Genomic DNA, 21,379 nt, shown 5'->3' with positions numbered 1-21,379 from the left:
GGGTTCACACATCTTCCCGTCTCCTGGACTGCCTGCCACCGACCGTATCGGATCATACGAACGCTCACATGAAATAACTCGTGTTGTCAGCAGTCACAGACATGCGGGATTCCAGTCGATCCATAAGATCATCCCTATGACCACAGGGGGACAGACCGTGGCTACGACCCGTGCAGGTGCCGCGCCGGCTGCGGACCCGAGCATTCGCCAATTACGCCTGTTCCTGGCCCTGAGCGAAGAACTGCACTTCGGGCGCGCCGCCGCCCGCCTGTTCATCACCCAGCCCGCACTGAGTCAGCAGATCCGGGACTTGGAGGTCCGCGTGGGCGTGCGGCTTTTCACGCGCTCCAGCCGGACGGTCGCCCTGACAGCGGCCGGACGGGCGTTGCTTCCCGATGTCCGGGCGACGGTCGAAGCCGCCGACCGTATACGGCGTACAGCCGACGCGCAGACCCGCCAACTCTCGGGCCGGCTGCTAGTGGGGAGTATCGGAGCCGAGGCCGCCATGCCCCACACTCGCGCCGTTCTGCGGGCGCTGCACGACAGCCACCCCGGCATCACGGTGCAGTTGCTCAGTCTCAACTTCGTCGAGCACATCGCCGCCCTGCTCCGTCAGGACGTCGATGTGGTCTTCCTGCGCCCTCCGGTACCGGAGGGCATAGAGCTGCATCACCTCGCCACCGAACCCCGTGTCGCCTGTCTTCCGGCAGACGACATGCTGGCCGGTCTGCCCCGCCTCACGCTGGCCCAGCTCGCCGACCATCCCGTAGTCGCCATGCCCGAAGAGGTACCGCGGGTGTGGTGGGACTTCTGGGCGGTGGACCCTCGTCCCGACGGCAGCCCCGTGCGCTACGGGCCGGTCGCCACCGATATGGAGTCGTTGTTCCACATCGTGGCCGGTGGAGAAGCGATCTGCTTCCTCCCCGCAGCCGCCCGTGAGTTGTTCCCCCGCCCCAGCGTCCGCTACCTCGACGTCACCGACCTCACGCCCTCCACCGCAGCCATGGCCTGGCTCTCCACGAGACAGTCAGAACCAGGCATCGCCGCCATCAGGCAAGCAGCCGACCGCGCCGTCTTCTGACTCAGCGTTCCAGTGGGCCGCACAGGTCGGCGGTCCGACCCCGACCCGACTGTCTCAGCAGGGTTTCCGCCACACCCCGAGTTCCGGTTCTTTCACCATCGACGACAGGTTCAGCCGTCGGGACCGCGGGCAGAAGCTGCTCCTCGGTTCCGTGTACTCCACGTGGAACACCGCCTTGCCGGCCGCGATGAACGGGGTGAGCTCCGCGCACTCGTCGTACTGTGCGCACTCCTCGTTGACCGCGAAGTCGAAGTGGGACAGGAGCTGGGGAATCTGCGGCAGGTCGTTCTTGAGCCCTACCGACAGTCCGCGCTCGTGGGCGATGGCCGCGATCATGCGGTTGTATCTGAGCTGGTCGCGTGCGGTGAGCGGGAAGCCGGTGTCGTTGCCGTAGCCCTCCACCAGGTCGGGCTCGACCGCGTCGAATCCCTTGTCGCGGCACATGTCGAAGCGTCGTTCCATGAGGGGCCGCAGGACGGAGATCTGCCGGATGTCCAGCCACCGTTCGCCCGACCAGCCGTTGGGCTCACCGAGCACCGAACGCGGAAAGGCGTCCTGGTCGGGCCGGAAGTCCTCCCAGGCACCGACATTGATGTAGCAGATGACCTTGCGGCCGTCCCGGTGCAGACGGGCCACGTCCGCCGCCGAGTTCTCGAAGCCGTCGATGTCGTACACGGGCACGTCGGCCGAGGGACTGGCCTTTCCGTCCAGTTGCCACTGCCAGGCCAGCCCGGGCCGGGGTTTCCACAGGGCCTTGGCCGGGCTTGCCGAAGTGCCGCGCCCGGCAGGGGCTTTGTCGGCAGGGGAAGTGGACGAAGACGGGGAAGGGGAGGAGGACGTCCTCGGTGTGGGCGGTTCCCCGGTGCCGGGCGTCGCGGCCGCTGTGGTCGTGCGCGAGGGAGCGGACGTCGTACCGTGCGCGTCGGCAGGCCGTTCCGCGCCGCCGGAACAGCCCGTCAGCGCCGACGCCGCCAGAGCCGCGAGAGCCGCCAGGAGCGTCGCGAAGGACAGCCGCGTGTTCCTCATCGTTCCGTCCCGGTCAGGGCGGGCGTCAACTCGGCCCAGGGGTTGGGGGGTTGCCCGGTCACGGGCCCGCAGACCGCCGCACCGCGCTCGTGCGCCGTGCGTACGGCGAGCGGTACGAGCGCCTCGGGCACGCCGTAGACGAGGTGGCACAGCTCCTCGGGCGGATGCCGCGCGGTCCATGCCGGTCTGCTGAAAGCCGACACGTACGTCGACCAGTGGCCCTCGAAGGTGACGGTCAGGTCGGCGAGGCGGGCGTATCCGGGCGCCGGGTGGACCCCGGGGTTGATGACGACCGTCCGGGCACCGAGTCGGCGTACGGTCCGGACCAGGCGGCGACAGGCCGACAGCCCCTCCGGCGTCGCGGTCACCTGGTCGAGGAAGCAGCCGTCGGCCGCGTACCACTCCTGGTGCCGTCGCACGTCGGCGGCGATCTCGGCGCTGTCACGCATCCCGTAGTCGGTGTCGACGTAGCCGAGCAGCCGTGCCCCTGCCGTGCGCAGCGCCTCGGCCGCCGCGGTGAACGCGGGATCGGGGCCGTTTCCGGGACCGTTGGCGGGGTTGAGGACGACGCCGTACGTGCGGGTCGCGGCCGTGATCAGACGGTGCCAGGCACCCGGGTCCTCGGCCGGGTGGACATACAGCGGAATCAGCAGGTTCACGGGGTGGCATCGCCTTCCCACAACGCGGCCAGCGCGTCGCCGAGGGTGTGGGCCGGGCGCCAGCCCAGGGCCTTGTCGGCGGCGGTGATGTCGGAACACTGCCACGACACGTCGGCCGAGCGGGCCGAGCCGGTGGTGGTCTCCTCGATCCGCCCCCGGAACCCGGCCTTGTCGGCCAGCCCCCGCACCAGGTCGCGCACCGGGACGGCCCGGCCTCCACTGATGTTGAGCACGGGCGGCAGCGGAGCGGGAGCCGTGACCGCGTACGCCGCCGCCCGCGCCACATCACGTACGTCGATGAAGTCGCGGTACGCGGACAGGTCGCCGAGCCGCAGCACCGCGTCCGGATCGGGGCCGGCCGCGCGCAGCAGTCCGGCGATCCGGCCGGGCAGCCCGGTGGGCGGCGCCCCGGGCCCGACCGGGTTGCCGACCCGCAGCACCACCGCGTCCAGGCCCGAGGCGGTCACGGCGGCCGTGCCCGCCAGCTTGGTCGCTCCGTAGGGGCCGACCGGGTGGGTGGCCGCCGTCTCCGTCACGCGGACGTCGGGGACTCCGGGGCCGTACTCGGCGGCCGAGCCCAGATGGATCAGACGCGCCGAGGGTGCCGCGGCCCGCAGGGCGGCGCACAGCACCGCGGGGCCGCGGGCGTTGACCTCCGCGAGGGTCACGGCGTCGCCGCCGGTCGCGCCCGCACAGTTGATCACGGTGTCGGGTGCGGCCGCCTCGACGGTCTTCGCCAGCCGCTCCGGGCGGACGGTGGCGAGGTCGACGGGGAACTCGGCGGCGGGCGAGCGGCCGCCGCCGAGGACCAGCGTGCCCGGCAGGGTGCGCAGCCGCTCGACGACGTGACTGCCCAGGTAGCCGGTGTGGCCCAGGACGAGAATGCGCATGCGGTACTCAGGCTCCCTTGAGCAGAAGCGACTTGCGGGTGGTGAACTCGGCGTTGGCCCGGTCATAGTCGTCCGGGCGCCCGATGTCCAGCCAGTACCCGTCGAAGTCATAGGCGTGCGGCGGGCTTTGGGCGGCCAGCAGGTCGAGGACCAACTCGTCGAAGCCGAGGGGCAGTCCGGGCGTGTAGCCGTCGAGCGTCGAGCGGGACAGGCCGTAGACGCCCATGGAGACGCGGTAGTCGATGCTCGGCTTCTCGGTGAAGGCGACGACCCTGCCCTTGTCGGTGGTCAGCACCCCGAAGTCGATGTGTACCTTGCGGGCGTACGTGGCGATGGTCAGCGGGGCGCCCGACTCCCCGTGCCGGCGCAGGACGTCGGCGTAGTCGAGGTCGGTCAGGATGTCGCCGTTCATCACCAGGAACGTCTCGGGCAGCCGGTCGCGCAGGGTGAGCAGCGGGCCCATGGTGCCCAGCGGGCTCTCCTCGGTGGCGTAGTCGATGCTCATCCCCCACTGGGAGCCGTCGCCGACGTACGCACGGATGATCTCGCCCAAGTGGCCGATGGCGATGGTGCAGCGGGTGAAGCCGGCCGTGGAGAGCTGTCGCAGCACGATCTCCAGGATGGCGTGCTGATCGCCTATGGGCACGAGCGGCTTGGGCAGCGCCGTGGTGTACGGCCGCAGCCGCACGCCCTTGCCTCCCGCCAGGATCACAACGTGCATGGGAACTCCTCCTTCATCGATGTGCGGGGCTGTACGGGAAGTGCCGGGCGGGTCAGATGTTGTAGATGCCGGTCTTGTAACGGGCGAGGTTGGCCGGGTCGCGGAAGAACTCCACGGTGTGGGCGAGGCCCTGCTCCAGGGTGTGGGCGGGCTGCCAGCCGGTGGCGTCGGCGAGCCGGCTCGCGTCCGCGACCAGCCGCATCACCTCGGAGTTGGCAGGGCGGATACGCGCGGTGTCCTCGCGGACGTCGAGGGCGGTGTCCATCACCTTGCCGATCAGCGCGACGAGGTCGCCGACCGAGATCTCCCCGCCGGTGCCGGCGTTGAAGGTGCGGCCCACGACCTGCTCGGCGGGCCCGGTGCCCACGGCCAGGAACGCCTGGGCGGTGTCCTTGACGAAGGTGAAGTCGCGGGTGGGACGCAGGTCGCCGAGGGTGATGGTGCGTTCCCCGGCCGCCACCTGGCCGATGACGGTGGGGATGACCGCGCGCATCGACTGGCGCGGCCCGAAGGTGTTGAAGGGACGCAGCGTCACCACCGGGGTGTCGAAGCTGGCGTGGTAGCTGTCGGCCAGCCGGTCCCCGCCCGCCTTCGAAGCGGCGTACGGGGACTGCGTGTTGATGGGGTGGTCCTCGTTGATCGGTACGGTCTGCGCGGTGCCGTACGTCTCACTGGTGGAGGTGTGGACCAGCCGGGGGGTGCCGAGGGCACGCACCGCCTCCAGCACGTTGAGCGTGCCGGTGACGTTGGTGTCCACGTAGCTGTGCGGTGCCTGGTAGGAGTACGGGATCGCGATCAGGGCGGCCAGATGGTAGGCGGTGTCGGCGCCTTCGAGCAGGCCGCGGACCGACCCGGGGTCGCGCACGTCGCCGAGGACGATCTCCACCTGGTCGAGGACGTCCGGATGCAGGGTCTCCAGCCAGCCGTAGGAGGAGAAGGAGTTGTACTGGGCCATGGCCCTGACCCGGTGTCCGGAGGCGACCAGCGCCTCGGTGAGGTGGGAGCCGATGAAACCCTCGGCTCCGGTGACTGCGGCGAGCGGTGCGGAGGTCAACTCAGGGGTCCTTCCGGTTGGTTGGGCAGGCGGAGAGAGCGCGGGGTCGGCCGGTGAGGTCAGGCGTGCGGGGCGGGACGTCCGAGGGACCACAGCGTGCAGGCCGACAGACACAGGGCGGCCGCGCCGCACAGCAGGGGCAGTGCGGCCGAGCCCGGTGGCAGGTCCAGCACGGTGACCGCCCCGGCGCCGCCCGCTGCCGCGAGACAGATCGCGGCCGACGGCCAGGCGGCTCCGAACGCCTGGAGCAGCAGGGCGGTCCACAGGGTGGCCGCGAGCAGCAGCAGGGTGGCCGGATCGGCGCCGGTGAGCAGGGCCGCGGGCAGCAGCGGCGCGAGGTAGGCGAGCAGGCAGAGACCGAGGATGCCGGCCGAGCGGAGCAGAAACCCGGCGGGCGTGGCGGTGGCGCGCAGCGCGGCGATCGACAGCCCGCGGTAGCGGTACAGCAGCCACTCCGCCGGCCCCATGCTCACCGTCAGCACGATCACCGCGTACGGCTCCTGCCGGCCCTCCAACAGCACCAGCACACCGGCGGCCAGCCCGAACAGTCCGTAGGGCAGGGACCAGAGCAGGCGCGGGCGGGCGGCGGCGGACGCGGCCGGGACCGCGCGGGTGGCCCACAGGGTCCGGCCGGTGACGGCGAGCGTGGCGAGCAGCGCCAGCAGGGGCAGCGCGACCCGCAGCGGGGTGCCGGGCTCCCACCACGGCAGGACGGCGGCACCGGCGATCAGCGGGCTGAGCGCGGCCAGCAGCAGCCGTTCCCGGCCCAGCACCAGCAGGATGCCCGCCGCCGCCAGGTACGCCGACTGTCCGGCCGCCGCCAGGGTCACCGGGCCGCCCCCGGCGGGCAGCGCCGCGATCGCCGTGGCCACCGCCGCCCCCACCGGCGCACCGACCAGGAGCGTACGGCCGGCCTCGCGCCGCCCGGTCGCCAGTCGCAGGTGGGCGCGGTGGCCGAGTGCCTGCCCCCAGGCCCAGGAGACGAGTCCCGCCACGATCAGGGCCGAGGCGTTCGCTGAGGCGTTCCACAGCGGTGCGGTCAGCAGGTAGGCGAGTCCCGGGAGCGCGAACAGCACGCCCCGCAGGAGACAGCGCACGGTGTCCGGGCGCCACGGGTCGGCCGGCGGCGCGGGCTCGGGAAAGGTCCGCGGCACCCGCTCGTACAGCGCGGAGGCGAGCGAGAACAGGTTCGGGTGGCCGTACCGCTCCTTGATCAGGGATGCGGACAGGCCCTCGGCCTCCAGCAGTGCGGCCACTTCGTAGGGGTGGACGGCGGGGCCGACACGGTCGGCGAGTTCGGCGGCGAGCTCGCTGACCGCCTCCTCGTCCGGGCCGTGCCGGGGTAACCGGATGGCGAGGGTGGCGCTGTCGTCGAGCGCCCAGCGCGGGCGGCGGCGCGGCGGGCGCGTCTCGGCCAGCCGGAGCGTCAGCGTTTCGTGTTCGGCGCCGCCGGGTTCGAGGGATATCGGCCCGCTCATCCGGTCAGGCTCCCCGTGGCCACGGGCGTGAGCGGTGGCGCCGCGGGGGCCGGTACCGGCGCCGACCGCCGTCCGAGCGTGGGCAGTTCCCGGTAGATGGACCGGAACGTGTCGATGGTCTGGCGCAGCGTGAACTGCTCGATGACCCGCAGCCGCGCCGCCTCGCCCATCACCCTGCGTCGTCCGGGATCGCCCAGCAGTTGCAGCGCGGCGGCGGCCATCGCCGCCGGATCACGGGGCGGCACCACGAGCCCGGTGTCGCCGACGGCCTCCCTCACCCCGCCCACGTCGGTGGAGACGGTCGCCCGGCCGCACGACATGGCCTCTATCAGGGTGAAGGGGAAGCCCTCGCTGATGCTGGAGAGCATCACGACGTTGCCGGCCGCGTACGCGTCCTTGATGTCGTCGACGCGCCCCTCGAAGGTGACGGCGTCCGCGTGTCCGAGCTCGGCGGCCAGCGCCTCGCAGCGTTCCCGATAGGCCTCGCCGCCGCGTGGGGTGCCGCCGAACAGCCGCAGGCGCGCGTCGGGGAGTCGGTCCCTGACGAGGGCGAAGGCCCGTATGAGGGTTTCCAGGTCCTTGATGGGGTCGACGCGGCCCGCCCAGCTGAGGGTGAGCCGGTCCGGTTCGGGGCCGGCCGGCGGGAACGCGGCGGGGTCCACGCCGTTGTAGACCGTACGGATCGACTCCGGATCGGCACCGCCCTGTTCCTCCCACAGCCGGTTGTAGCGGTTGCCCGGGGTGATCAGGGCGGCCCGGCGGTAGGTCTCCTCCGCCAGCAGCCGGAAGAAGCCGAGAACGACTGCCTTCACCGGCCAGCGGTAGGGCGCGATCCGGTAGCCGAGATAGCGCTCGCGCAGATAGACGCCGTGCTCGGTCAACAGCAGCGGGACGCCGTGCTGTTCGAGGGCGGCGAGGCCCGGCAGTGCGGCGACGCCGCCGCTGACCGCGTGCGCGACCCCGTTCTCGGGCAGCGGTGCGGCCAGGGGGCGCAGGGCGTGTTCCAGCAGCGCGGTCGCGGCGAGCGCGTCGTGGAGGGTCGGACCGGCCTCGCGCACGGCCAGACCGCGTCGGTTCCACACGGCCGTCAGCAGGGCGATCGCGCGGTCGCCGCGCAGGAACGGGCTCAGCGTCCCGTCCGCGGCGGCCCGGGCCATCGCGTACAGAGCGGGGGCGAACTCGTCCTCGGCGCAGGGATCGAGCAGGGCGGTCAGGAACCGCTCGTAGGCGGCGGCGAGTTGGTTGCGGGCACGTCCCCGGGGCGGGCGGCCCTCGGGCGGGTCGCCCCACATCGGGACGGACAGCACGCGCGAGACGTGCGCTGGCAGATCCCACACCACGGGTTCGCGTCCGGTGCCGGTGACGGCGATGACGTCGAAGTCGAGATCGGGCATGCCCTGGACGAGCTGGTCGCACCAGACGCTCACGCCGCCGTGACTGTGTGGGTAGGTGCCTTCGGTGAGCAGGGTGACGCGCGTTGCGCTGGGGCGTCGCGCGCCGTGGGGAACGTGCATGGATGTGCTCCACGGGGCCGAGGTGTGGGCTCTTCGTGCCGGTCCCGGCCGCAGAAGGGCGGCCGGGACCTCGGTCGGTCCTTGGGTCGGTGTCCCGTTCAGTCGCCCGCGGTGTACGGGACCTGCTCGGTCACGCCGGCGGGAACGCGGGTGTCCGGTGCGGGATCCGTGGCCGGGGCGGCGGGATCGGAGGAGCCGACGGCCGGGGCCGGGGCGGACGCCGGCAGGGTGAGGTCGAGCGGGGCGCCCGCGGAGGGCGCCCAGCCGGACAACTGGCCCGCGTACGCCGTGCCGAAGGCGGAGCCGGCCAGCGTGGTGCCGGTGGGCAGGGTCGCCGTCACGGCCACTGCGTCCGGTGCCTCGACCGTCACCGTGTCACCGATTCGGTAGGCGGTCACCTGGCCGGCCTGCAGGGCGGACTGCCAGGCGGCTCTGCGCTGCAGTTCGGTGCCGATGTCCTTCATCCGCAGGTTGACCACGGGGGTGTTGTCCGCGAACAGGGCGTTGTAGCCGTCGAGGACGCCGCTCAGCACGGGGTAGGCGATGCGCTCCTCGGCCAGGTTCGACTGGTGGATGAAGTGCGGCTTCGGGTCGTTGGACAGGACGTGTCCGAGAGCGATGCGCTTCTCCACCGGCACGATCTGGTCGGTGTAGCCGGTGGTGGTGTCCAGCGGCGCGGCGAGGCAGGTGGTGGTGGCCGGGTTGTCCTCGCAGATGCCACTGCCGCCCTGGGCACGGCTGGTGTAGATCCAGTTGTACTCGTCGACCTGCTCGGCCGCCTTGCCCGCGTTGTAGAAGACGTTCATCGGGTAGCGGGGGACGGTCGTGGCCGGGCCGACCTGACGCTGGCCGGGTTCACGGGAGTTGTCCGAGCCGAGCCAGGAGATGTCGTTGTCGTCGAGGGCGAGCGCCAGGTTGGGGTTGTCCTCGGTCTGCTGCGGAAGCACCCTCATGCCGGAGTGCTCGCCGGTGACCAGCTCGTCGTTCTCCAGGGGGAGTCCGGCCGTCTGCCCCCACACGCGGTTGGTGGCGATCTCGTCGGAGATCTCCGTGCGGCTGACCCACCGGGTGCTGCCGTCGGTGTTCGTGGCGCACTTCCAGGGCACCGTCGCGGTGTCCTGCACGCAGCCGAGGAAGGGGTGCGAGTAGGTGTGGTTGATCCAGCGGAACTCGCCCCGGTCCGCGATCAGCCTGTCGGCGAGCGCGTCGACTCCGTTGTTGGCCTCGCGCTGGTCGACGCTGCCGGCGCCGTTGTAGGCGAAGTCGAGGGTGAAGTCGCGGCTGTCCTGCCAGGCAGTGGCGTGGTCGACGTCCGCGGCCGTCATGCGGATCGGGTCGGCCGTGGCGTTGGGGTCGGTGCAGTCGACGTCGCCGGGCGTGCAGTTGAGCTCGGTGCTCCAGCGGTCGTCGGCGGCGAACACGTCGTCCACGTGCACGGCGAAGTAGTTGCGGGAGGCGCCGAGATGGATGCCGCCGGTCATCCACTCCACGATGCCGCGGGCCAGCAACCGGAACTGCTGCTGGTACTGGTTGTAGACGAAGGTGACGACGAGCTCACGCCGCCCGTCGTGCCGGTACTCGCCCACCAGCGAGCCTCGCGTCGACTTCCCGGGGATCGCCGCGTCGACGTAGGGGGTGAAGTCGGCGCCTGGCACGGGTGTCGACAGATAGGCGTAACTCTCGCCCACAGCGGGGTCGTTGTCCTCGAAGGGCACCGCGCCGTCGAGGTAGTCGAAGGGGCCCGACTTCCCGGCGGCGGTCACCTCCGCCTGCACCCCGTCGACGCCACCGGAGTAACCGCCGTAGACCGGATACTGCAAACCGGCTTCCGGACGTGCGTAGGTGTAGGCGTCGACCTGGGGAATGTCGTAGGTCTGCTCGTACGCCGCCAGTGCCGCCATCTCCGCGGAACCGGCCCCGAACGGGTTGTCGTTGGGCAGGACGACGGCCTGGAACCTGGCGCGCGGCCGGTCGTCGACGGTGTCCGCGAGGAAGGCGGCGTCGATCACGGGCCGGCCGGACTGCGTGAGATCGACCTCGGTGTACGGCGTGCCGGCCGCGGTCAGTTCGGCTGCGATCGCGTCGGTGGACGGCCCCCCGTCGCTCACCACCAGCACCCGCAGGTCGACGCGGGGTGTGCTCGTGTCGGCCTGGGCCGCGCCGGCCGGCAGGCCCAGCGCGGCGATCAGCGCACCGGCCGTGAGCACGGCGGTGCGTATGGTCCGCTTCATGCGGTGAAGTCCCCTCCCCGGGCAGGGGTGAGCACAGCTCCCATGGAGAGCGGACCGACCCCCTTGCGCGACGCCGGCGTCCCCCTCAGAAACCAGTCGTCGACGCATCCGTTCCGCCAATAGTGAGGTCTGTGTGTAGCTTTAGTGGTCATGTTGCGAAACATGACGGAAAAATGCAGGTGACCAATAGGGCAGAGGCGAAGGCGAGTTGAGTCGTCCGGTGACGCCTCGGGGGCGGCCGGACGGCCGGACCCGAGGGCCCCGAAAGCCCGTCGCGCTGGTCCGGGCCCTGCGCACCGCACCGGCGGTCCGCCGGGCCCGCCGGTGCGGAGTGCCAGTGGTTCAGACCACTGTGCGCGCCTGGTCGAAGAGCGTTTTCAGGTCACCCTCGGCACGGCGGCCGACGCACTCGACGGGCCGTCAGGCGCACAGCACTCGCGTCTCGGGCGTGTAGACCGGCCCACCGCTGGTGTTCGTGCTGTCGCTGAACTCGGCGTAGAAGTACGAGTAGAAGCCGATGTTGCCGTTGCAGCCGGAGTCGGCGGCGACCTGCAGCGTCAGGGTGACGGTACGGCTCTGGCCGGGCGGGACGGTGGCGCCGTAGTTGCCGCCGAGGTTGGCGGGACCGGTCCCGGAGCAGGGGGTGGAGCCGGCGGCCGTGGCCAGGCTGCACCCGGTGAAGCCGTACTTCAGGTCGGGGCGCTGAGTGGTCAGCCACGTCGGTTCGATCGTCTGGTACATGAACCAGATGTCGTAGGTCTTGTTGTTGGTGATCGTCATCGACAGATTCACCGTACCGCCGGGCGTGGTGGTCGCAATGTCGGTGGCGAACGTCAGCTCGGCCGGTGCCGGGTCGGCCGCGCTCGCGCTGGGCGCCAGGCCGAACGTGGCAAGAGCGAGAGCGAGGACGGCACCGAGGCCGAGACGTCTCATCAGGAGTGATCGCATGGCCGGGAGGCTAGGCATCCGGCGAATGCACCGTCTGCCCCGGCAGGGAGGCGGTCGACGCCACCCGGCCGGAAGCGCGTGTTGCGTGAAGATCATATGGCGAAGTCGTGTGGTCGTCGGTGTGCCCGCATAAGCGCACGTGGGGAGGGTGAGGCAGCGGCGGTTCCAGGAGGCCGGTGAGACCGGACGGCCCTGTGGTGCCCGTGGATGATATTGGCGCGTACCGGATCCGTCGGCCGCCTCCGTGACCGATGCACGGCGCAAAGCCTCTCAGCCATCCCGCCACATTCCGGCCGGTCCCGGCGGCCTCCCGCTCGTCCCCGCTGCCGGCCGACGCTGATCCTCAGTTGCCGACGAGACGCCACAGTGACGTCACCTCCGCGGCGCGGGCGGCGTGGAGGGGATCAGCGGCGGAGGTGTCCGGCTGCTGCCGCGTACCTGTCGGTTTCAGTCGAGCATGCCCCCGGCGAACGGCATCCTCTGCCATTGGTCGACGGCCGGCTTGAGGTAGTCCACCAACTCGGGCAGTTGCGGCACGAGCGTGAGGGAGGCGATGATCCGCAGCATCCCCACGGCGTTCACGAAGCTCAGGACATCCTCGTTCAGCAGTCTTGTGCCGTTGCGCCGCGCGCCGCGGTTGTAGGCGGATTCGTGGACCGGTCCGAGAGCGGCCAGGTCCCACTCGACGGGGCCCAACGTGACCAGCTCGAAGTCCGAGTAGAGGTCCCCGTCGACCCCGGAGAAGATGTTCGCGGGTGGAGAGTCGCCGTGGATGGGCTGGAGGTCGATACCCGGGAACGTCTCTTCAAACGCAGCGCGTGAGCGCACCAGGGGTTCCAGGATCTGCCACTCGCGTCGTGCCCGGTCCAGCTCGGACGCGCCGATGAGGCTGGGAAACCCTTCGAGCAGAGTGAGGCTTTCCGCGACGAACCGCGGATCGGCCGCGGACAGAAACGACAGACGGCCCGGGTATGCGCGCATCGCAGCGTGCAGGTCGGCAACGCTTTCGGAGTTCGCGACGTAGTCGGGTTCTCTGCCCCGGTCCTCCTCGACGAATTGCCAGAACGTCATCGAGAACCCGTCGCGCTGAACGGGTTCCCGAGGCACGCACGGGCTGGGTGGGATCACGGGGGTTCCCTGGTCGGCGAGCCATCGTGTCACGTCCAGTTCCGCCCGCTGGCGACGCGCAAGGGAATCGAGGTCTTCGCGGGGCGGCAGGACGGTGGGAATCCGGGCCACGACCGGTGAGGGCGCGAGGTGCACGACGACGGAGAAGACGTCGTGGAGCACCGTGGCATCAGCCACGGCGAGACCGAGAGCACGCCCTGCTCCGACAGCCGCGTCGACTGCGGCGGAGGTGCGGCGGGCCCGGTGTTGTGGTGTCGCGAAATCGGTCATGACGCAATCCCTCCAGGTGTATTTCTGACTGTTGGGTCGGGTGAGGCGGGGGGGCTCGGCGTGCAGGCGGTTCGTGGAGGAGCCGACCCGACCCGGCCCGGCCGGAGCAGGTGCGGTCCGCCGTCCCGGCGACACCCACCCGGCGGACCCGACCCGACCCGACCCGACCCGATGCGAGCCCGCCTGGTGCTCGCGGGTCAGCATCTGCGGCCGCCCCGCAGTTCCAGCCGCTCCCCAGGGAAGCGCTCGCGGAAGCCGCGATCGTGCGACACCGCGACCACCGCACCCGGGTAGGCCGCGAGCGCCGCCTCCAGGTCCTCGACCAGGTCGAGCGCGACGTGGTTCGTCGGTTCGTCGAGTACGAGAAGGTCCACGGGCCTGGTGACCAGCCTCGCGAACTGCAACCGCCGTTGCTGCCCGGCGGACAGTGCCGTGACCGGGACGTGCAGATCCTCCGCGCGGAACAGCCCCAGCGCCAGCAGCTGATCGGCGTACTCCTCCGGCAGCCCTGGCTGCCCGGCCGCGAAGGCGGCGAGCAGCGGAAGACGCGTGGAGCGTGCGGGCAGCTCCTGCGCCAGGTACCCGATCCGAGCCGGACGGCGTACCGTGCCCGCGTCCGGCTCCAGGTCGCCCGCCAGGACCCGCAGCAGTGTCGTCTTGCCCGCCCCGTTCTCGCCCGTGACCAGCAGCCGCTGCCCGGGCGCGATCGCCAGCAGTCCGTCCAGACACAGTTGCTCTCCGACGCTCACGCCGTCCAGTTCGACAAGCGGAGGCTCGACGGAATGCGTGCCGCCCGACGCCGACAGCGCCGCCGTGAACCGCAGCGGTTCGGGCGGCGCCGACACCGGGTTGCGCTTCAGGTGGGCCAACCGCTCCCGGACCGACCGCACTTGCCCGCCGAGCTTTGCCTCATGCGATCGGCGGTGCTTGCCGAAGCCCTGTCGCGGGTCCCCGCCGGTCGTGGCCAGCCTCTTCCCGGCGGCCTCAAGCAGCTCTTCGGTGCGGGCCACCGTCTCCAGCCAGTCCACGTGTTCTTGCTCCGCCCGGCGTCGGGCGGCGGCCTTCGCGGCGCGGTAGCCGGTCCAGCCGTCGCCGTACCGGTGCACCGTGCGCGCATCCCGGTCGACCTCGAGGATCGCGGTGGCGATGCGCTCCAGGAAGCCACGGTCGTGAGTGACCGCGACGACGGTACCGCGGTGCGCGCGCAGATGCTCCTCGAGCCAGCGCACGGCCGCCGCGTCGAGATGGTTCGTCGGCTCGTCGAGGAGCAGCAGCTCGGGGGCGGCGGCCAGTACGCAGGCGAGCGCGAGCCGCGACTGCTCGCCGCCGGAGAGCGAGCCGAGCAGGCGGTCGCGGGTGATCCCGGCGAGCCCGAGCCCGTGCATGACGGCTTCCACACGGGTGTCCGCCCCGTATCCGCCCCGTTCCTCGTAGGCGTTCAGCAGCTCGCCGTACGCGGTGAGTTCCTCTTCCGACGCCTCGCCGAGGCGCTCCTCCGCCATCCGCAACCGGCGCTCCATGCCGCGCAGTTCGGCCAGGGCGAAGTCGACAGCGTCCTGCACGGTGCAGTGCGGGTCGAGGTCGAGGGTCTGGGCGAGGTGGCCGGTGCCGCCGGGGAAGCTGATGGTGATCTCCCCGGCGTCCGGCACCTCGGCCGCGGCGAGCAGCCGCAGCAGGGTGGACTTGCCGGAGCCGTTCTCGCCGATGACGGCGGCCTTCTCGCCGGGGCGGACGGTGAAGGAAACCTGGTCGAGGACGGTTCGGGTGCCGTAGGACTTGGTCACGTCCTTGACGGACAGCTGCGCCACGGCAGCGGGCACAGCGGTATGGGCGCGTTCGCGCATGTCACTTTCCCTGGGAATGCGAAGGGTCTACGGGCAGCAGAAACGGCGGCGTCGGCCGTGCCCGGACTCAGAGAAAGTAGTAGAAGACCATGCCCCCACCATACAAGACGATGCGTATCGTCTCCACTCGTACGGGTCACGAAGTCCAGGCACGGGCAGCGAGACTGCGCCGATCCGTGGGGACAGAGGGCTGACCGCTTGAGTGCCTGCGACCGCGAGCGAGGGGTACACGGTGTGTGTACGTATCAGTGTGGACCGGCAGGGAGAGGAGCGCGGGGGTGGCTGTCAAGGCGATGGGTTGGGCGCATTCGTTTCCCATGTCTGGTGGTGTACGCGCCGGACGGCAATGGACGCGAACGCAGTTGGCTTCCCTGCCGTGGACCGCTGCTGAGCCGGAGACGGTGGATGCTGTCGTCCTGGCTGTGTCCGAACTGATCACCAATGCTCACGTCCACGCGCACAGCGACGCGCATCTGGTCCTCACCTGGGATGGCGACTGCCTCCATGTGAGCGTCCATGACGAGGACCCGACACTGCCGAGGCAGCGTCACCCGCAGGCGGGCGAGGTGTCCGGTCGCGGAGTGGGCATCGTGCGGATGCTCGCTGATGGATATGAGATGAAGTGTCAGCGGCACGGCAAGACGGTGACGGCGTGCTTCCGCCCGGCAAGCGCCGAACGGCCGGACGGCAGCTGAGCCGGCTTCATCCTTCCGGGGATTGAGGCCGCGTCCCAGGCCCCTGCCTCCGTTCGATCAGGACGTCGTCACGGGCCCCGCCCGGCGCGCGGACATCGCCGCCGGCTGTCAGTCCACAACCCCTTCGGCCTGCGCGTCCCACGGCGTTGGACCGATGCCGGCGTCCCACGCCCCCAACGCCTGCCCGTCCCAGCACACGATCCCGCACTGCTCGGCGTACTCGGCCGCCGGAGCAGTGAAGCCGCTCGTCGTGACGACGACGGCGACGTCGGCCTCATGGATGGTGAAGCACGTGCCGCCGAAGCGCTGGAGGTCCTGGGAGCCGACCCGGTGCGTGCCGCCGTAGCGCTTGCACTGGATGACCACGCGGCGTCCGTCCGGAGCGACGGCCAGGATGTCCGCGCCGAGATCACCTGCCCCGCCCACGAGTTCGACGTGCGAGCAGCCGTCCCGCTCGCACAGGGCGGCTATCGCCTCCTCGAACTCCTCCGGGTCAAGGGCGTCATGGGCGGCCGCGACGCCGCGTGGGAGGACGACCGTCTCGTCACCATCCACGCCGACGGCGGTGGATCGTGGGCCCGTTTCCGTGGATGACGGCGTCTCCAGCACGGCGACCGCCATACCTGCCCCCTCGTCGAGTGCTGCGGCGGCCCGCCGCGCCACCCTTGAAACGGAGAGGCGACGCCGCCGGTGCCAAAGGGACATGGCGACCGCGACACCGACCAAGCCCAACACGAGCGCCCAGGCGGGGCGACGCTCGACGGCACCGGCCACCGCACGTGCCGAGAGGCCCACGGCGATCACCACGAGAGCGAGGAGGCCGAAGAAGGCTGCTGTCCGACGGAGATCGAACGGGCGGCGGCGACGGTTCGCGGATCGGAAAGGACGTATGGACGTGGCCACGGCAGTGCATCCCCCCACAGAGATCGACATGAAGATCACTCCCGCCGTCTTCCCAAGATCACGCACTTCATCACTCCGCTCACCGGAAGGTGAGTTATACGAACCGGACGTCTTCGGCCGACGTGACGGGCTCGGGGGCGGACACATGTATCCGCCTGGGCAGCAAGAGCGGGGTGGAGAGCAGGAGCACGCCGGACAGGGCGATCGCGGCGAGTGGGCTGGTGAGGGTGGCGAGAATGCCCCAGATCACCATCAGGGCAGCTTGGAGGAGTTTGCTGACGGCACTCCATGTACTGAGAATCTGGGCGGTGAGATGCGCGGGAGTCCGTTGCAGACGTTCTGTCGCGTAGACCGGGTTGAAGATGCCCATGCAGGTGATGAGCAGGCCTTCGACGATGATCACGGTGAGGAGTCCGGGGACGCCGGGACGGACGAACGCGAGACCGAGCGGGAAGACCGAGCGCAACCAGCCGGAGACGATCATGACCCGGTGGCGGCCGAAGCGGGTCACGAGATGTGAGGACAGGCGGGCGCCCACGAAGCCGCCGAGTGCCGGGATGCCGAAGGCGAGACCGTACTGCCAGGCCGGGAAGTGGTACTGGCCCAGCAGGAGGACGGACAGGAGCGGGACGGTGGCCATGATGAGGCCGCCGACCAGGATCGAGTTGAGGAACAGGCGCCTCAGCGCGGGGTCGCGGAAGATGAACCGCCAGCCGCCGAGAAGGTCGCCTCCCCGCAGCCTGGTGGCCCCCTCGCGGGGTGCCGCGACGTCGCCTCCGCGGATGCGGAGGACCCCGAGCGCGGACAGCAGGTAGCTGAGTGCGTCGGCCATGACAGTGATGACCGGGCCGAGCATCCCTATGAGTGCACCGCCGAGGGGCGGGCCCGCCGCGGTCGCCACCCAGCTCGTGCCCTCGAATCTCCCGTTCGCCACAATGAGGTGATCGCTGGGGACGAGATACTTCAGATACGCGCCGGATGCGGCGGTGAAGGCGATACCGGCGGTCCCGGAGACGACCGAGACGACCAGCAGTTGGCCGTATGAAAGCAATCCGAGAACGTACGCGATCGGGACGCTGGCCATCGCGACGAACCGGATCAGGTCCATCGCGATCATCACCGGACGCTTGGCCCGCTGCTCGACCCACGGCCCGAGCGACAACGCGACAATCGCCGCGACCGCAAGCCCGGCTGCCTCCAGGACCGACACCGCGAATGCCGACGAGTGCAGCACTCCCACCGCGATCAGCGGGAAGGCGCCGAAGGCGATCCACGTACCGTACGTACTGACGGCATAGGCCGACCACAGCCGGCAGAAACTGCGCCCCAACTGCACGCGCATGCGACTCCCTCGGGACAACCGATGTTTGGGTCTCCGCATCACACCGGTCGCACCGTCGCGGGATCAAACAACCGGCTCCCGGGCGAGCCACAACCATCAGTTGGGCACGCTTAGGCTGGATCAATGGATACCGAGGCGGTGCGATCGTTCGTCCGCGCCGCCGAGCTGGGACAGCTGCAACACGCGGCCGGCGAGCTCGGCGTCACGCAACAGGCCGTGTCGAAGCGGATCGCATCCCTCGAGCGCGAACTCGACGTCCGGTTGTTCACCCGCACCGCCCGAGGGGTTGAGCTGACACTCGACGGCCAGGCTTTCCTCCCGCACGCCCGGAACATCGTCACGGGTGTCGATCGCGCCATCACCGCGATCAGACCGGGTTCGAGAGCCCTACGCGTCGACGTTCTCGGCCTGCGATCCGCGCAGGCCGTCGTCCTGCACGACTATTGGCGGTCGCACCCCGAAACGGACCTCGACGTGGTGACCCTCAGGGCCAACGACCCGCGCGTGGCGGTCGCCGCCGTCCAGGCAGGCGATATCGACGCCTCGTTCCGCTCGGTCACCGATCCGGCCGCACTGCCGCGTGACGTGCAAATGGTCCACGCGTTCGACTCCCCGCTGGAACTCCTCGTCGGCCCGAGGCACCCGCTCGCCTCCGCACGAACACTGACACCATCCCAGCTGCGTCGGCACCGGATCTGGGTGCCGGGTATCGCGCCGAGAAGCGAATGGGCGGACTTCTACGATCAGCTCGTCACCGCCTTCGACCTGCGCATTGACGCCGCGGGCCCGAACTTCGGCAACGAGGTCCTCCTCGACGTCCTCGCGGACTCCGCGGACGTGGCAACCCTCGTAGGCTCGCGCGACCGGTACATCTGGCCGACGAACCACGACCTACGCCGCATCCCGATCGTGAATCCGACGCTCGCATACCCGCTCTCGCTCATCCTCCCCCGAGCGAACCCACACCCAGGACTCCGGGCCGTCATCAACCACTTCGCAAGCCTGACACCGCTCCCCGAGGCAGCCTGGCGCCCCTCCTGGGCAATGACGCGACGCCGCAGCGACGGAACACCGTAGTCCTCGCCGTCACGCGGATGGTGCTGATCCCGTGTCACTGGCCGCTGCCCGCCGCGCCAGTACGTCGTATCCGACGAACGTGAACATGCGCCTTCCCGATATCAGCGGCTGAGGCCGGCCCGTGAAGCGGTGGACTCCGACGCCGAACCCGGCGCCCGGCTCGGACAGCCACCCCCTGGTGAAGCCACGCTCCTCAAGCCAGCGGCGGATCTGCGGGGACAGGTCGGGCTGCTTGCGATGGCGAGTCCACACCAGCACCCCGCCCGTCGCGCACAGTTGGGTACAGAAGCCGACGACGCGCTCGATGTCGGCGTCGGAGATGTTGCCGAACACTCCGCAAACGAGCACCAGATCCGCTGGTGCCCTTCCTTCCTAGTGGTCGGTCACGGCGGCCTCACCGACCACCACCTCGACCTGATCCAGGCCAAGACTCGTGGCGACTCGCCTGGCCTCCGCCACGTTGCGCGGATCCAGCTCCACCAGACGCGCAACCACATCCCCACGACGTGGATGACCGGGCAGAACTCCGAGCAGGTCCCGCCCCTGGCCGGCGCAGATGCTCACCACCCGAAGAGGGCCGGGAGGGCTCGCCTCCAGAGCCAGTCCTATCCGCTCCTGGACGACGTCAAGCCGCCGCCCAAGGAAGGAGGCCGGGCCGTCGTAGTCGCCGTGCCACACATGCCAGTCCATGCGCGGACCCTAGAGGCCCCGTCCCGACCACGCAGTCGAATTTCTCGGCGCGGCGGAGCGGCGCTGACTCGCGTCTGACCGGAGACGTGGCGGTAGGGCTGGGAACCAATGCTCTCCTCATGGCGAGGCGAGGCGAGGCGTTCAGGCGGGTGCGTCCGGTTGGTTCAGACCTCGTGCGGGGCGAAGAGCTCCAGGTGACCGCAGGACGGGCATCGGTAGGCGTCGATCTGGTACCGGGGGCGGCCCCAGCGCTTGGCTCCTCCGAAGAGCCCACGCTCCAGCGGCCCGGGTATCCAGCGTGTGTACCCGTTGGAGTGGTCGCCGCCGTCTTCGACGAAGCCGGCCTGAAGGTCAACACCCTGGCATTGCGTGCACGTGATCTCCATGGCCGCACTGTAATAGCCGGGGACCAGGGTCTACCCGAGAGAGCCGTGCGGGCGTACCGCCGCCGTGCACGAGGCTCAGCGGGACCGGCGCCCTGGATAATACGATCGAGGCGTGACGATCAAGTACGAGTGGCGGGGCGACTTCGACAATGCTGCCCTCAACGCTCTCCACGCTGCCGGATTCGGCCATCCGGTCGCTCAGACGGACTGGAGAGAACGACTGCAACGCCACAGCCTCGGCTGGGTCTGTGCGTGGGAGGACGGCTCTCTGATCGGCTTCGTCAACGTTGCATGGGACGGTGGCGTGCACGCCTTCATCCTCGACACGGTGGTCGCCCAGCATTGCCGGGCGAGAGGAGTCGGCGCCACGCTTGTCGCGACGGCGGCCCGAGAATCCCGTGCCGCACAGTGTGAATGGCTCCACGTCGACTTCGAAGAGCACCTGCGTTCGTTCTACTTCGATGCCTGCGGCTTCAACGAGACGACAGCGGGTCTGATCGCTCTGTAACGCCGCGGGCCAGCCTGGGGGCACCGGCGCAACCTTCAACTGGCCAGGACGAAGACGCCGATGAAGAGAGCCATGTACAGCAGCAGCGCCGCAGCCGCTACGGCCGCCACGATCAGGACGGCCTTCATCGCTCTAAGGACGGGCTGTTGAACGCGCGCGGTCGGGTTTTGGCAGGGACTGGGGTGTACGGCTCGAGCTCACTCATGGAGCCCATCCTGCATGGTGTCGTGCAGAGTCCGACGGGATGTCTTTCGGGCGCGTGGGTTCGTGTTCCTGAACGGCGGCACGATGCCGAGCGGTTGGGGGCGGGAGGCGGCGACCTGAGTACCTGAGTACCTGGGATAGCGTCCCTCTCACTCCGGACAAGTGAGAGGGACATCGTGCAGGTTGAGGTGCGTGGGCGGGGTGGTGCCCGCCGGTGGATCGCCTTCGCGCTGATCGCGTTCGGAGCGCTGTTCTTGGTCGTCGGGGTGATCCTGGCGGGGGTGTCGGTGTCGTTCCTGGCGGACGCGGAGCGTGCCCGGGGCACGGTGGTGGCGCTGGAGTGGCGAAACGACCACGACGGCGTATCCCGCAAGAAGCGGGAGAACGACAAGCCCGCGGCGTACCCGGTGGTCGAGTTCACGTCGGCGGACGGTACGCAACGGACGTTCCGGAGCTCGACGGGTTCCAATCCGCCCTCGTACGAGGAGGGCGAGCGGGTCGAGGTGCTGTACCGCGCCGATGCCCCCGAGGATGCGCAGATCAACGGATTCACCTCGCTCTGGCTGCTGCCGCTGATCTTCGGTGGGATCGGGCTGGTGATGGCGGGAGTCGGGACAGCCATTGCGATGGCGAGGCGGGGGCGTTCCTAGACCGCGTGTCCCGGCCGAGGTCACGTCGGCCATCTCCGGCGGATTGCTTCGCAGTTATAGGGAAAGAGGCTGTGGCAGGT

The 21,379-nt window shown here is 70.2% G+C and carries 21 protein-coding genes; 5 read left to right on the top strand and 16 right to left on the bottom strand.

Annotated features, from left to right (window positions below; genetic code table 11):
• Positions 1-136: 136 nt before the first annotated feature.
• A complete protein-coding gene (locus KUM49_RS21115) occupies positions 137-1,081 on the top strand; it encodes a LysR family transcriptional regulator (protein WP_217238447.1) in 945 nt (314 codons plus the stop codon).
• Positions 1,082-1,135: 54 nt separating this feature from the next.
• On the opposite strand, the gene KUM49_RS21110 is transcribed toward KUM49_RS21115, so the two are convergent.
• The 11 genes from KUM49_RS21110 to abc-f form a co-directional block, all read right to left on the bottom strand.
• Positions 1,136-2,107, bottom strand: a complete 972-nt coding sequence (locus KUM49_RS21110; RefSeq protein WP_254401565.1) for an endo alpha-1,4 polygalactosaminidase — start codon at positions 2,105-2,107, stop codon at positions 1,136-1,138.
• A complete protein-coding gene (locus tag KUM49_RS21105) occupies positions 2,104-2,766 on the bottom strand; it encodes a spherulation-specific family 4 protein (protein ID WP_217238446.1) in 663 nt (220 codons plus the stop codon). The genes KUM49_RS21110 and KUM49_RS21105 overlap by 4 nt, the downstream gene beginning before the upstream one ends.
• The gene (locus KUM49_RS21100; protein WP_217238445.1) at positions 2,763-3,656 is read right to left on the bottom strand and encodes an NAD(P)-dependent oxidoreductase; all 894 of its coding nucleotides are present in this window, start codon (positions 3,654-3,656) and stop codon (positions 2,763-2,765) included. Before KUM49_RS21100 ends, KUM49_RS21105 begins: the two co-directional genes overlap by 4 nt.
• Before the next feature lie 7 nt (positions 3,657-3,663).
• Positions 3,664-4,377 (bottom strand): sugar phosphate nucleotidyltransferase, encoded by a 714-nt coding sequence (locus KUM49_RS21095; RefSeq protein WP_217238444.1) that lies wholly within the window; start codon positions 4,375-4,377, stop codon positions 3,664-3,666.
• Positions 4,378-4,429: 52 nt separating this feature from the next.
• Positions 4,430-5,431, bottom strand: a complete 1,002-nt coding sequence (locus tag KUM49_RS21090) for a GDP-mannose 4,6-dehydratase (RefSeq protein WP_217238443.1) — start codon at positions 5,429-5,431, stop codon at positions 4,430-4,432.
• 59 nt (positions 5,432-5,490) lie between these two features.
• Positions 5,491-6,909, bottom strand: a complete 1,419-nt coding sequence (locus tag KUM49_RS21085; protein ID WP_217238442.1) for a hypothetical protein — start codon at positions 6,907-6,909, stop codon at positions 5,491-5,493.
• A complete protein-coding gene (gene pelF / locus KUM49_RS21080; protein WP_254401564.1) occupies positions 6,906-8,423 on the bottom strand; it encodes a GT4 family glycosyltransferase PelF in 1,518 nt (505 codons plus the stop codon). The genes KUM49_RS21085 and pelF overlap by 4 nt, the downstream gene beginning before the upstream one ends.
• A 98-nt stretch (positions 8,424-8,521) precedes the next feature.
• Positions 8,522-10,654, bottom strand: coding sequence for a hypothetical protein (locus tag KUM49_RS21075; protein WP_217238441.1), 2,133 nt, complete (start codon positions 10,652-10,654; stop codon positions 8,522-8,524).
• Positions 10,655-11,074: 420 nt separating this feature from the next.
• Positions 11,075-11,602, bottom strand: coding sequence for a hypothetical protein (locus KUM49_RS21070; RefSeq protein ID WP_217238440.1), 528 nt, complete (start codon positions 11,600-11,602; stop codon positions 11,075-11,077).
• 447 nt (positions 11,603-12,049) lie between these two features.
• On the bottom strand, positions 12,050-13,000 hold the full coding sequence (locus KUM49_RS21065; RefSeq protein WP_217238439.1) for a phosphotransferase: 951 nt from the start codon (positions 12,998-13,000) through the stop codon (positions 12,050-12,052).
• A gap of 197 nt (positions 13,001-13,197) precedes the next feature.
• Complete coding sequence (gene abc-f / locus KUM49_RS21060; RefSeq protein ID WP_217238438.1) at positions 13,198-14,844, bottom strand: ribosomal protection-like ABC-F family protein; 1,647 nt, start codon at positions 14,842-14,844, stop codon at positions 13,198-13,200.
• A gap of 278 nt (positions 14,845-15,122) precedes the next feature.
• On the opposite strand from abc-f, the gene KUM49_RS21055 reads away from it, so the two are divergent.
• Positions 15,123-15,539, top strand: coding sequence for an ATP-binding protein (locus tag KUM49_RS21055; RefSeq protein ID WP_217238437.1), 417 nt, complete (start codon positions 15,123-15,125; stop codon positions 15,537-15,539).
• A gap of 108 nt (positions 15,540-15,647) precedes the next feature.
• On the opposite strand, the gene KUM49_RS50260 is transcribed toward KUM49_RS21055, so the two are convergent.
• Together KUM49_RS50260 and KUM49_RS21045 are read right to left on the bottom strand one after the other, a co-directional pair.
• Positions 15,648-16,160, bottom strand: coding sequence for a restriction endonuclease (locus KUM49_RS50260; RefSeq protein ID WP_308406682.1), 513 nt, complete (start codon positions 16,158-16,160; stop codon positions 15,648-15,650).
• 376 nt (positions 16,161-16,536) lie between these two features.
• Entirely contained in the window at positions 16,537-17,784 is a 1,248-nt protein-coding gene (locus KUM49_RS21045; RefSeq protein ID WP_217238435.1) for an MFS transporter, read from the bottom strand.
• A 123-nt stretch (positions 17,785-17,907) separates the two neighbouring features.
• Here KUM49_RS21045 and KUM49_RS21040 point away from each other — a divergent pair, with 123 nt between their 5' ends.
• A complete protein-coding gene (locus tag KUM49_RS21040; RefSeq protein ID WP_217238434.1) occupies positions 17,908-18,861 on the top strand; it encodes a LysR family transcriptional regulator in 954 nt (317 codons plus the stop codon).
• 9 nt (positions 18,862-18,870) lie between these two features.
• On the opposite strand, the gene KUM49_RS50255 is transcribed toward KUM49_RS21040, so the two are convergent.
• The 3 genes from KUM49_RS50255 to KUM49_RS21030 form a co-directional block, all read right to left on the bottom strand.
• Positions 18,871-19,194: a hypothetical protein gene (locus tag KUM49_RS50255; RefSeq protein WP_308406681.1), complete on the bottom strand. Its 324-nt coding sequence runs from the start codon at positions 19,192-19,194 to the stop codon at positions 18,871-18,873.
• 39 nt (positions 19,195-19,233) lie between these two features.
• On the bottom strand, positions 19,234-19,551 hold the full coding sequence (locus KUM49_RS50250; protein ID WP_308406680.1) for a hypothetical protein: 318 nt from the start codon (positions 19,549-19,551) through the stop codon (positions 19,234-19,236).
• A 164-nt stretch (positions 19,552-19,715) separates the two neighbouring features.
• Positions 19,716-19,937 carry a hypothetical protein gene (locus tag KUM49_RS21030; protein WP_217238433.1) on the bottom strand — a complete coding sequence of 74 codons (222 nt, stop codon included), beginning with the start codon at positions 19,935-19,937 and terminating at the stop codon, positions 19,716-19,718.
• Positions 19,938-20,049: 112 nt separating this feature from the next.
• On the opposite strand from KUM49_RS21030, the gene KUM49_RS21025 reads away from it, so the two are divergent.
• Complete coding sequence (locus tag KUM49_RS21025; RefSeq protein WP_217238432.1) at positions 20,050-20,445, top strand: GNAT family N-acetyltransferase; 396 nt, start codon at positions 20,050-20,052, stop codon at positions 20,443-20,445.
• Between the two features lie 380 nt (positions 20,446-20,825).
• Positions 20,826-21,299: a DUF3592 domain-containing protein gene (locus KUM49_RS21020; protein WP_217238431.1), complete on the top strand. Its 474-nt coding sequence runs from the start codon at positions 20,826-20,828 to the stop codon at positions 21,297-21,299.
• The last annotated feature ends 80 nt before the right edge of the window (positions 21,300-21,379 follow it).

Source organism: Streptomyces sp. AC555_RSS877 (assembly GCF_019049245.1).
Taxonomy (GTDB): domain Bacteria; phylum Actinomycetota; class Actinomycetes; order Streptomycetales; family Streptomycetaceae; genus Streptomyces.
This window is presented reverse-complemented; position numbering and strand designations above follow the sequence as displayed.

Bases quoted from the DNA above. Each gene is read 5' to 3' on its own strand.
- KUM49_RS21115 (WP_217238447.1), top strand. From the start codon at position 137: ATGACCACAGGGGGACAGACCGTGGCTACGACCCGTGCAGGTGCCGCG.
- KUM49_RS21110 (WP_254401565.1), bottom strand. From the start codon at position 2,107: ATGAGGAACACGCGGCTGTCCTTCGCGACGCTCCTGGCGGCTCTCGCG.
- KUM49_RS21100 (WP_217238445.1), bottom strand. From the start codon at position 3,656: ATGCGCATTCTCGTCCTGGGCCACACCGGCTACCTGGGCAGTCACGTC.
- KUM49_RS21095 (WP_217238444.1), bottom strand. From the start codon at position 4,377: ATGCACGTTGTGATCCTGGCGGGAGGCAAGGGCGTGCGGCTGCGGCCG.
- KUM49_RS21085 (WP_217238442.1), bottom strand. From the start codon at position 6,909: ATGAGCGGGCCGATATCCCTCGAACCCGGCGGCGCCGAACACGAAACG.
- pelF (WP_254401564.1), bottom strand. From the start codon at position 8,423: ATGCACGTTCCCCACGGCGCGCGACGCCCCAGCGCAACGCGCGTCACC.
- KUM49_RS21075 (WP_217238441.1), bottom strand. From the start codon at position 10,654: ATGAAGCGGACCATACGCACCGCCGTGCTCACGGCCGGTGCGCTGATC.
- KUM49_RS21070 (WP_217238440.1), bottom strand. From the start codon at position 11,602: ATGCGATCACTCCTGATGAGACGTCTCGGCCTCGGTGCCGTCCTCGCT.
- KUM49_RS21065 (WP_217238439.1), bottom strand. From the start codon at position 13,000: ATGACCGATTTCGCGACACCACAACACCGGGCCCGCCGCACCTCCGCC.
- abc-f (WP_217238438.1), bottom strand. From the start codon at position 14,844: ATGCGCGAACGCGCCCATACCGCTGTGCCCGCTGCCGTGGCGCAGCTG.
- KUM49_RS50260 (WP_308406682.1), bottom strand. From the start codon at position 16,160: ATGGCGGTCGCCGTGCTGGAGACGCCGTCATCCACGGAAACGGGCCCA.
- KUM49_RS21045 (WP_217238435.1), bottom strand. From the start codon at position 17,784: ATGCGCGTGCAGTTGGGGCGCAGTTTCTGCCGGCTGTGGTCGGCCTAT.
- KUM49_RS21040 (WP_217238434.1), top strand. From the start codon at position 17,908: ATGGATACCGAGGCGGTGCGATCGTTCGTCCGCGCCGCCGAGCTGGGA.
- KUM49_RS50250 (WP_308406680.1), bottom strand. From the start codon at position 19,551: ATGGACTGGCATGTGTGGCACGGCGACTACGACGGCCCGGCCTCCTTC.
- KUM49_RS21030 (WP_217238433.1), bottom strand. From the start codon at position 19,937: ATGGAGATCACGTGCACGCAATGCCAGGGTGTTGACCTTCAGGCCGGC.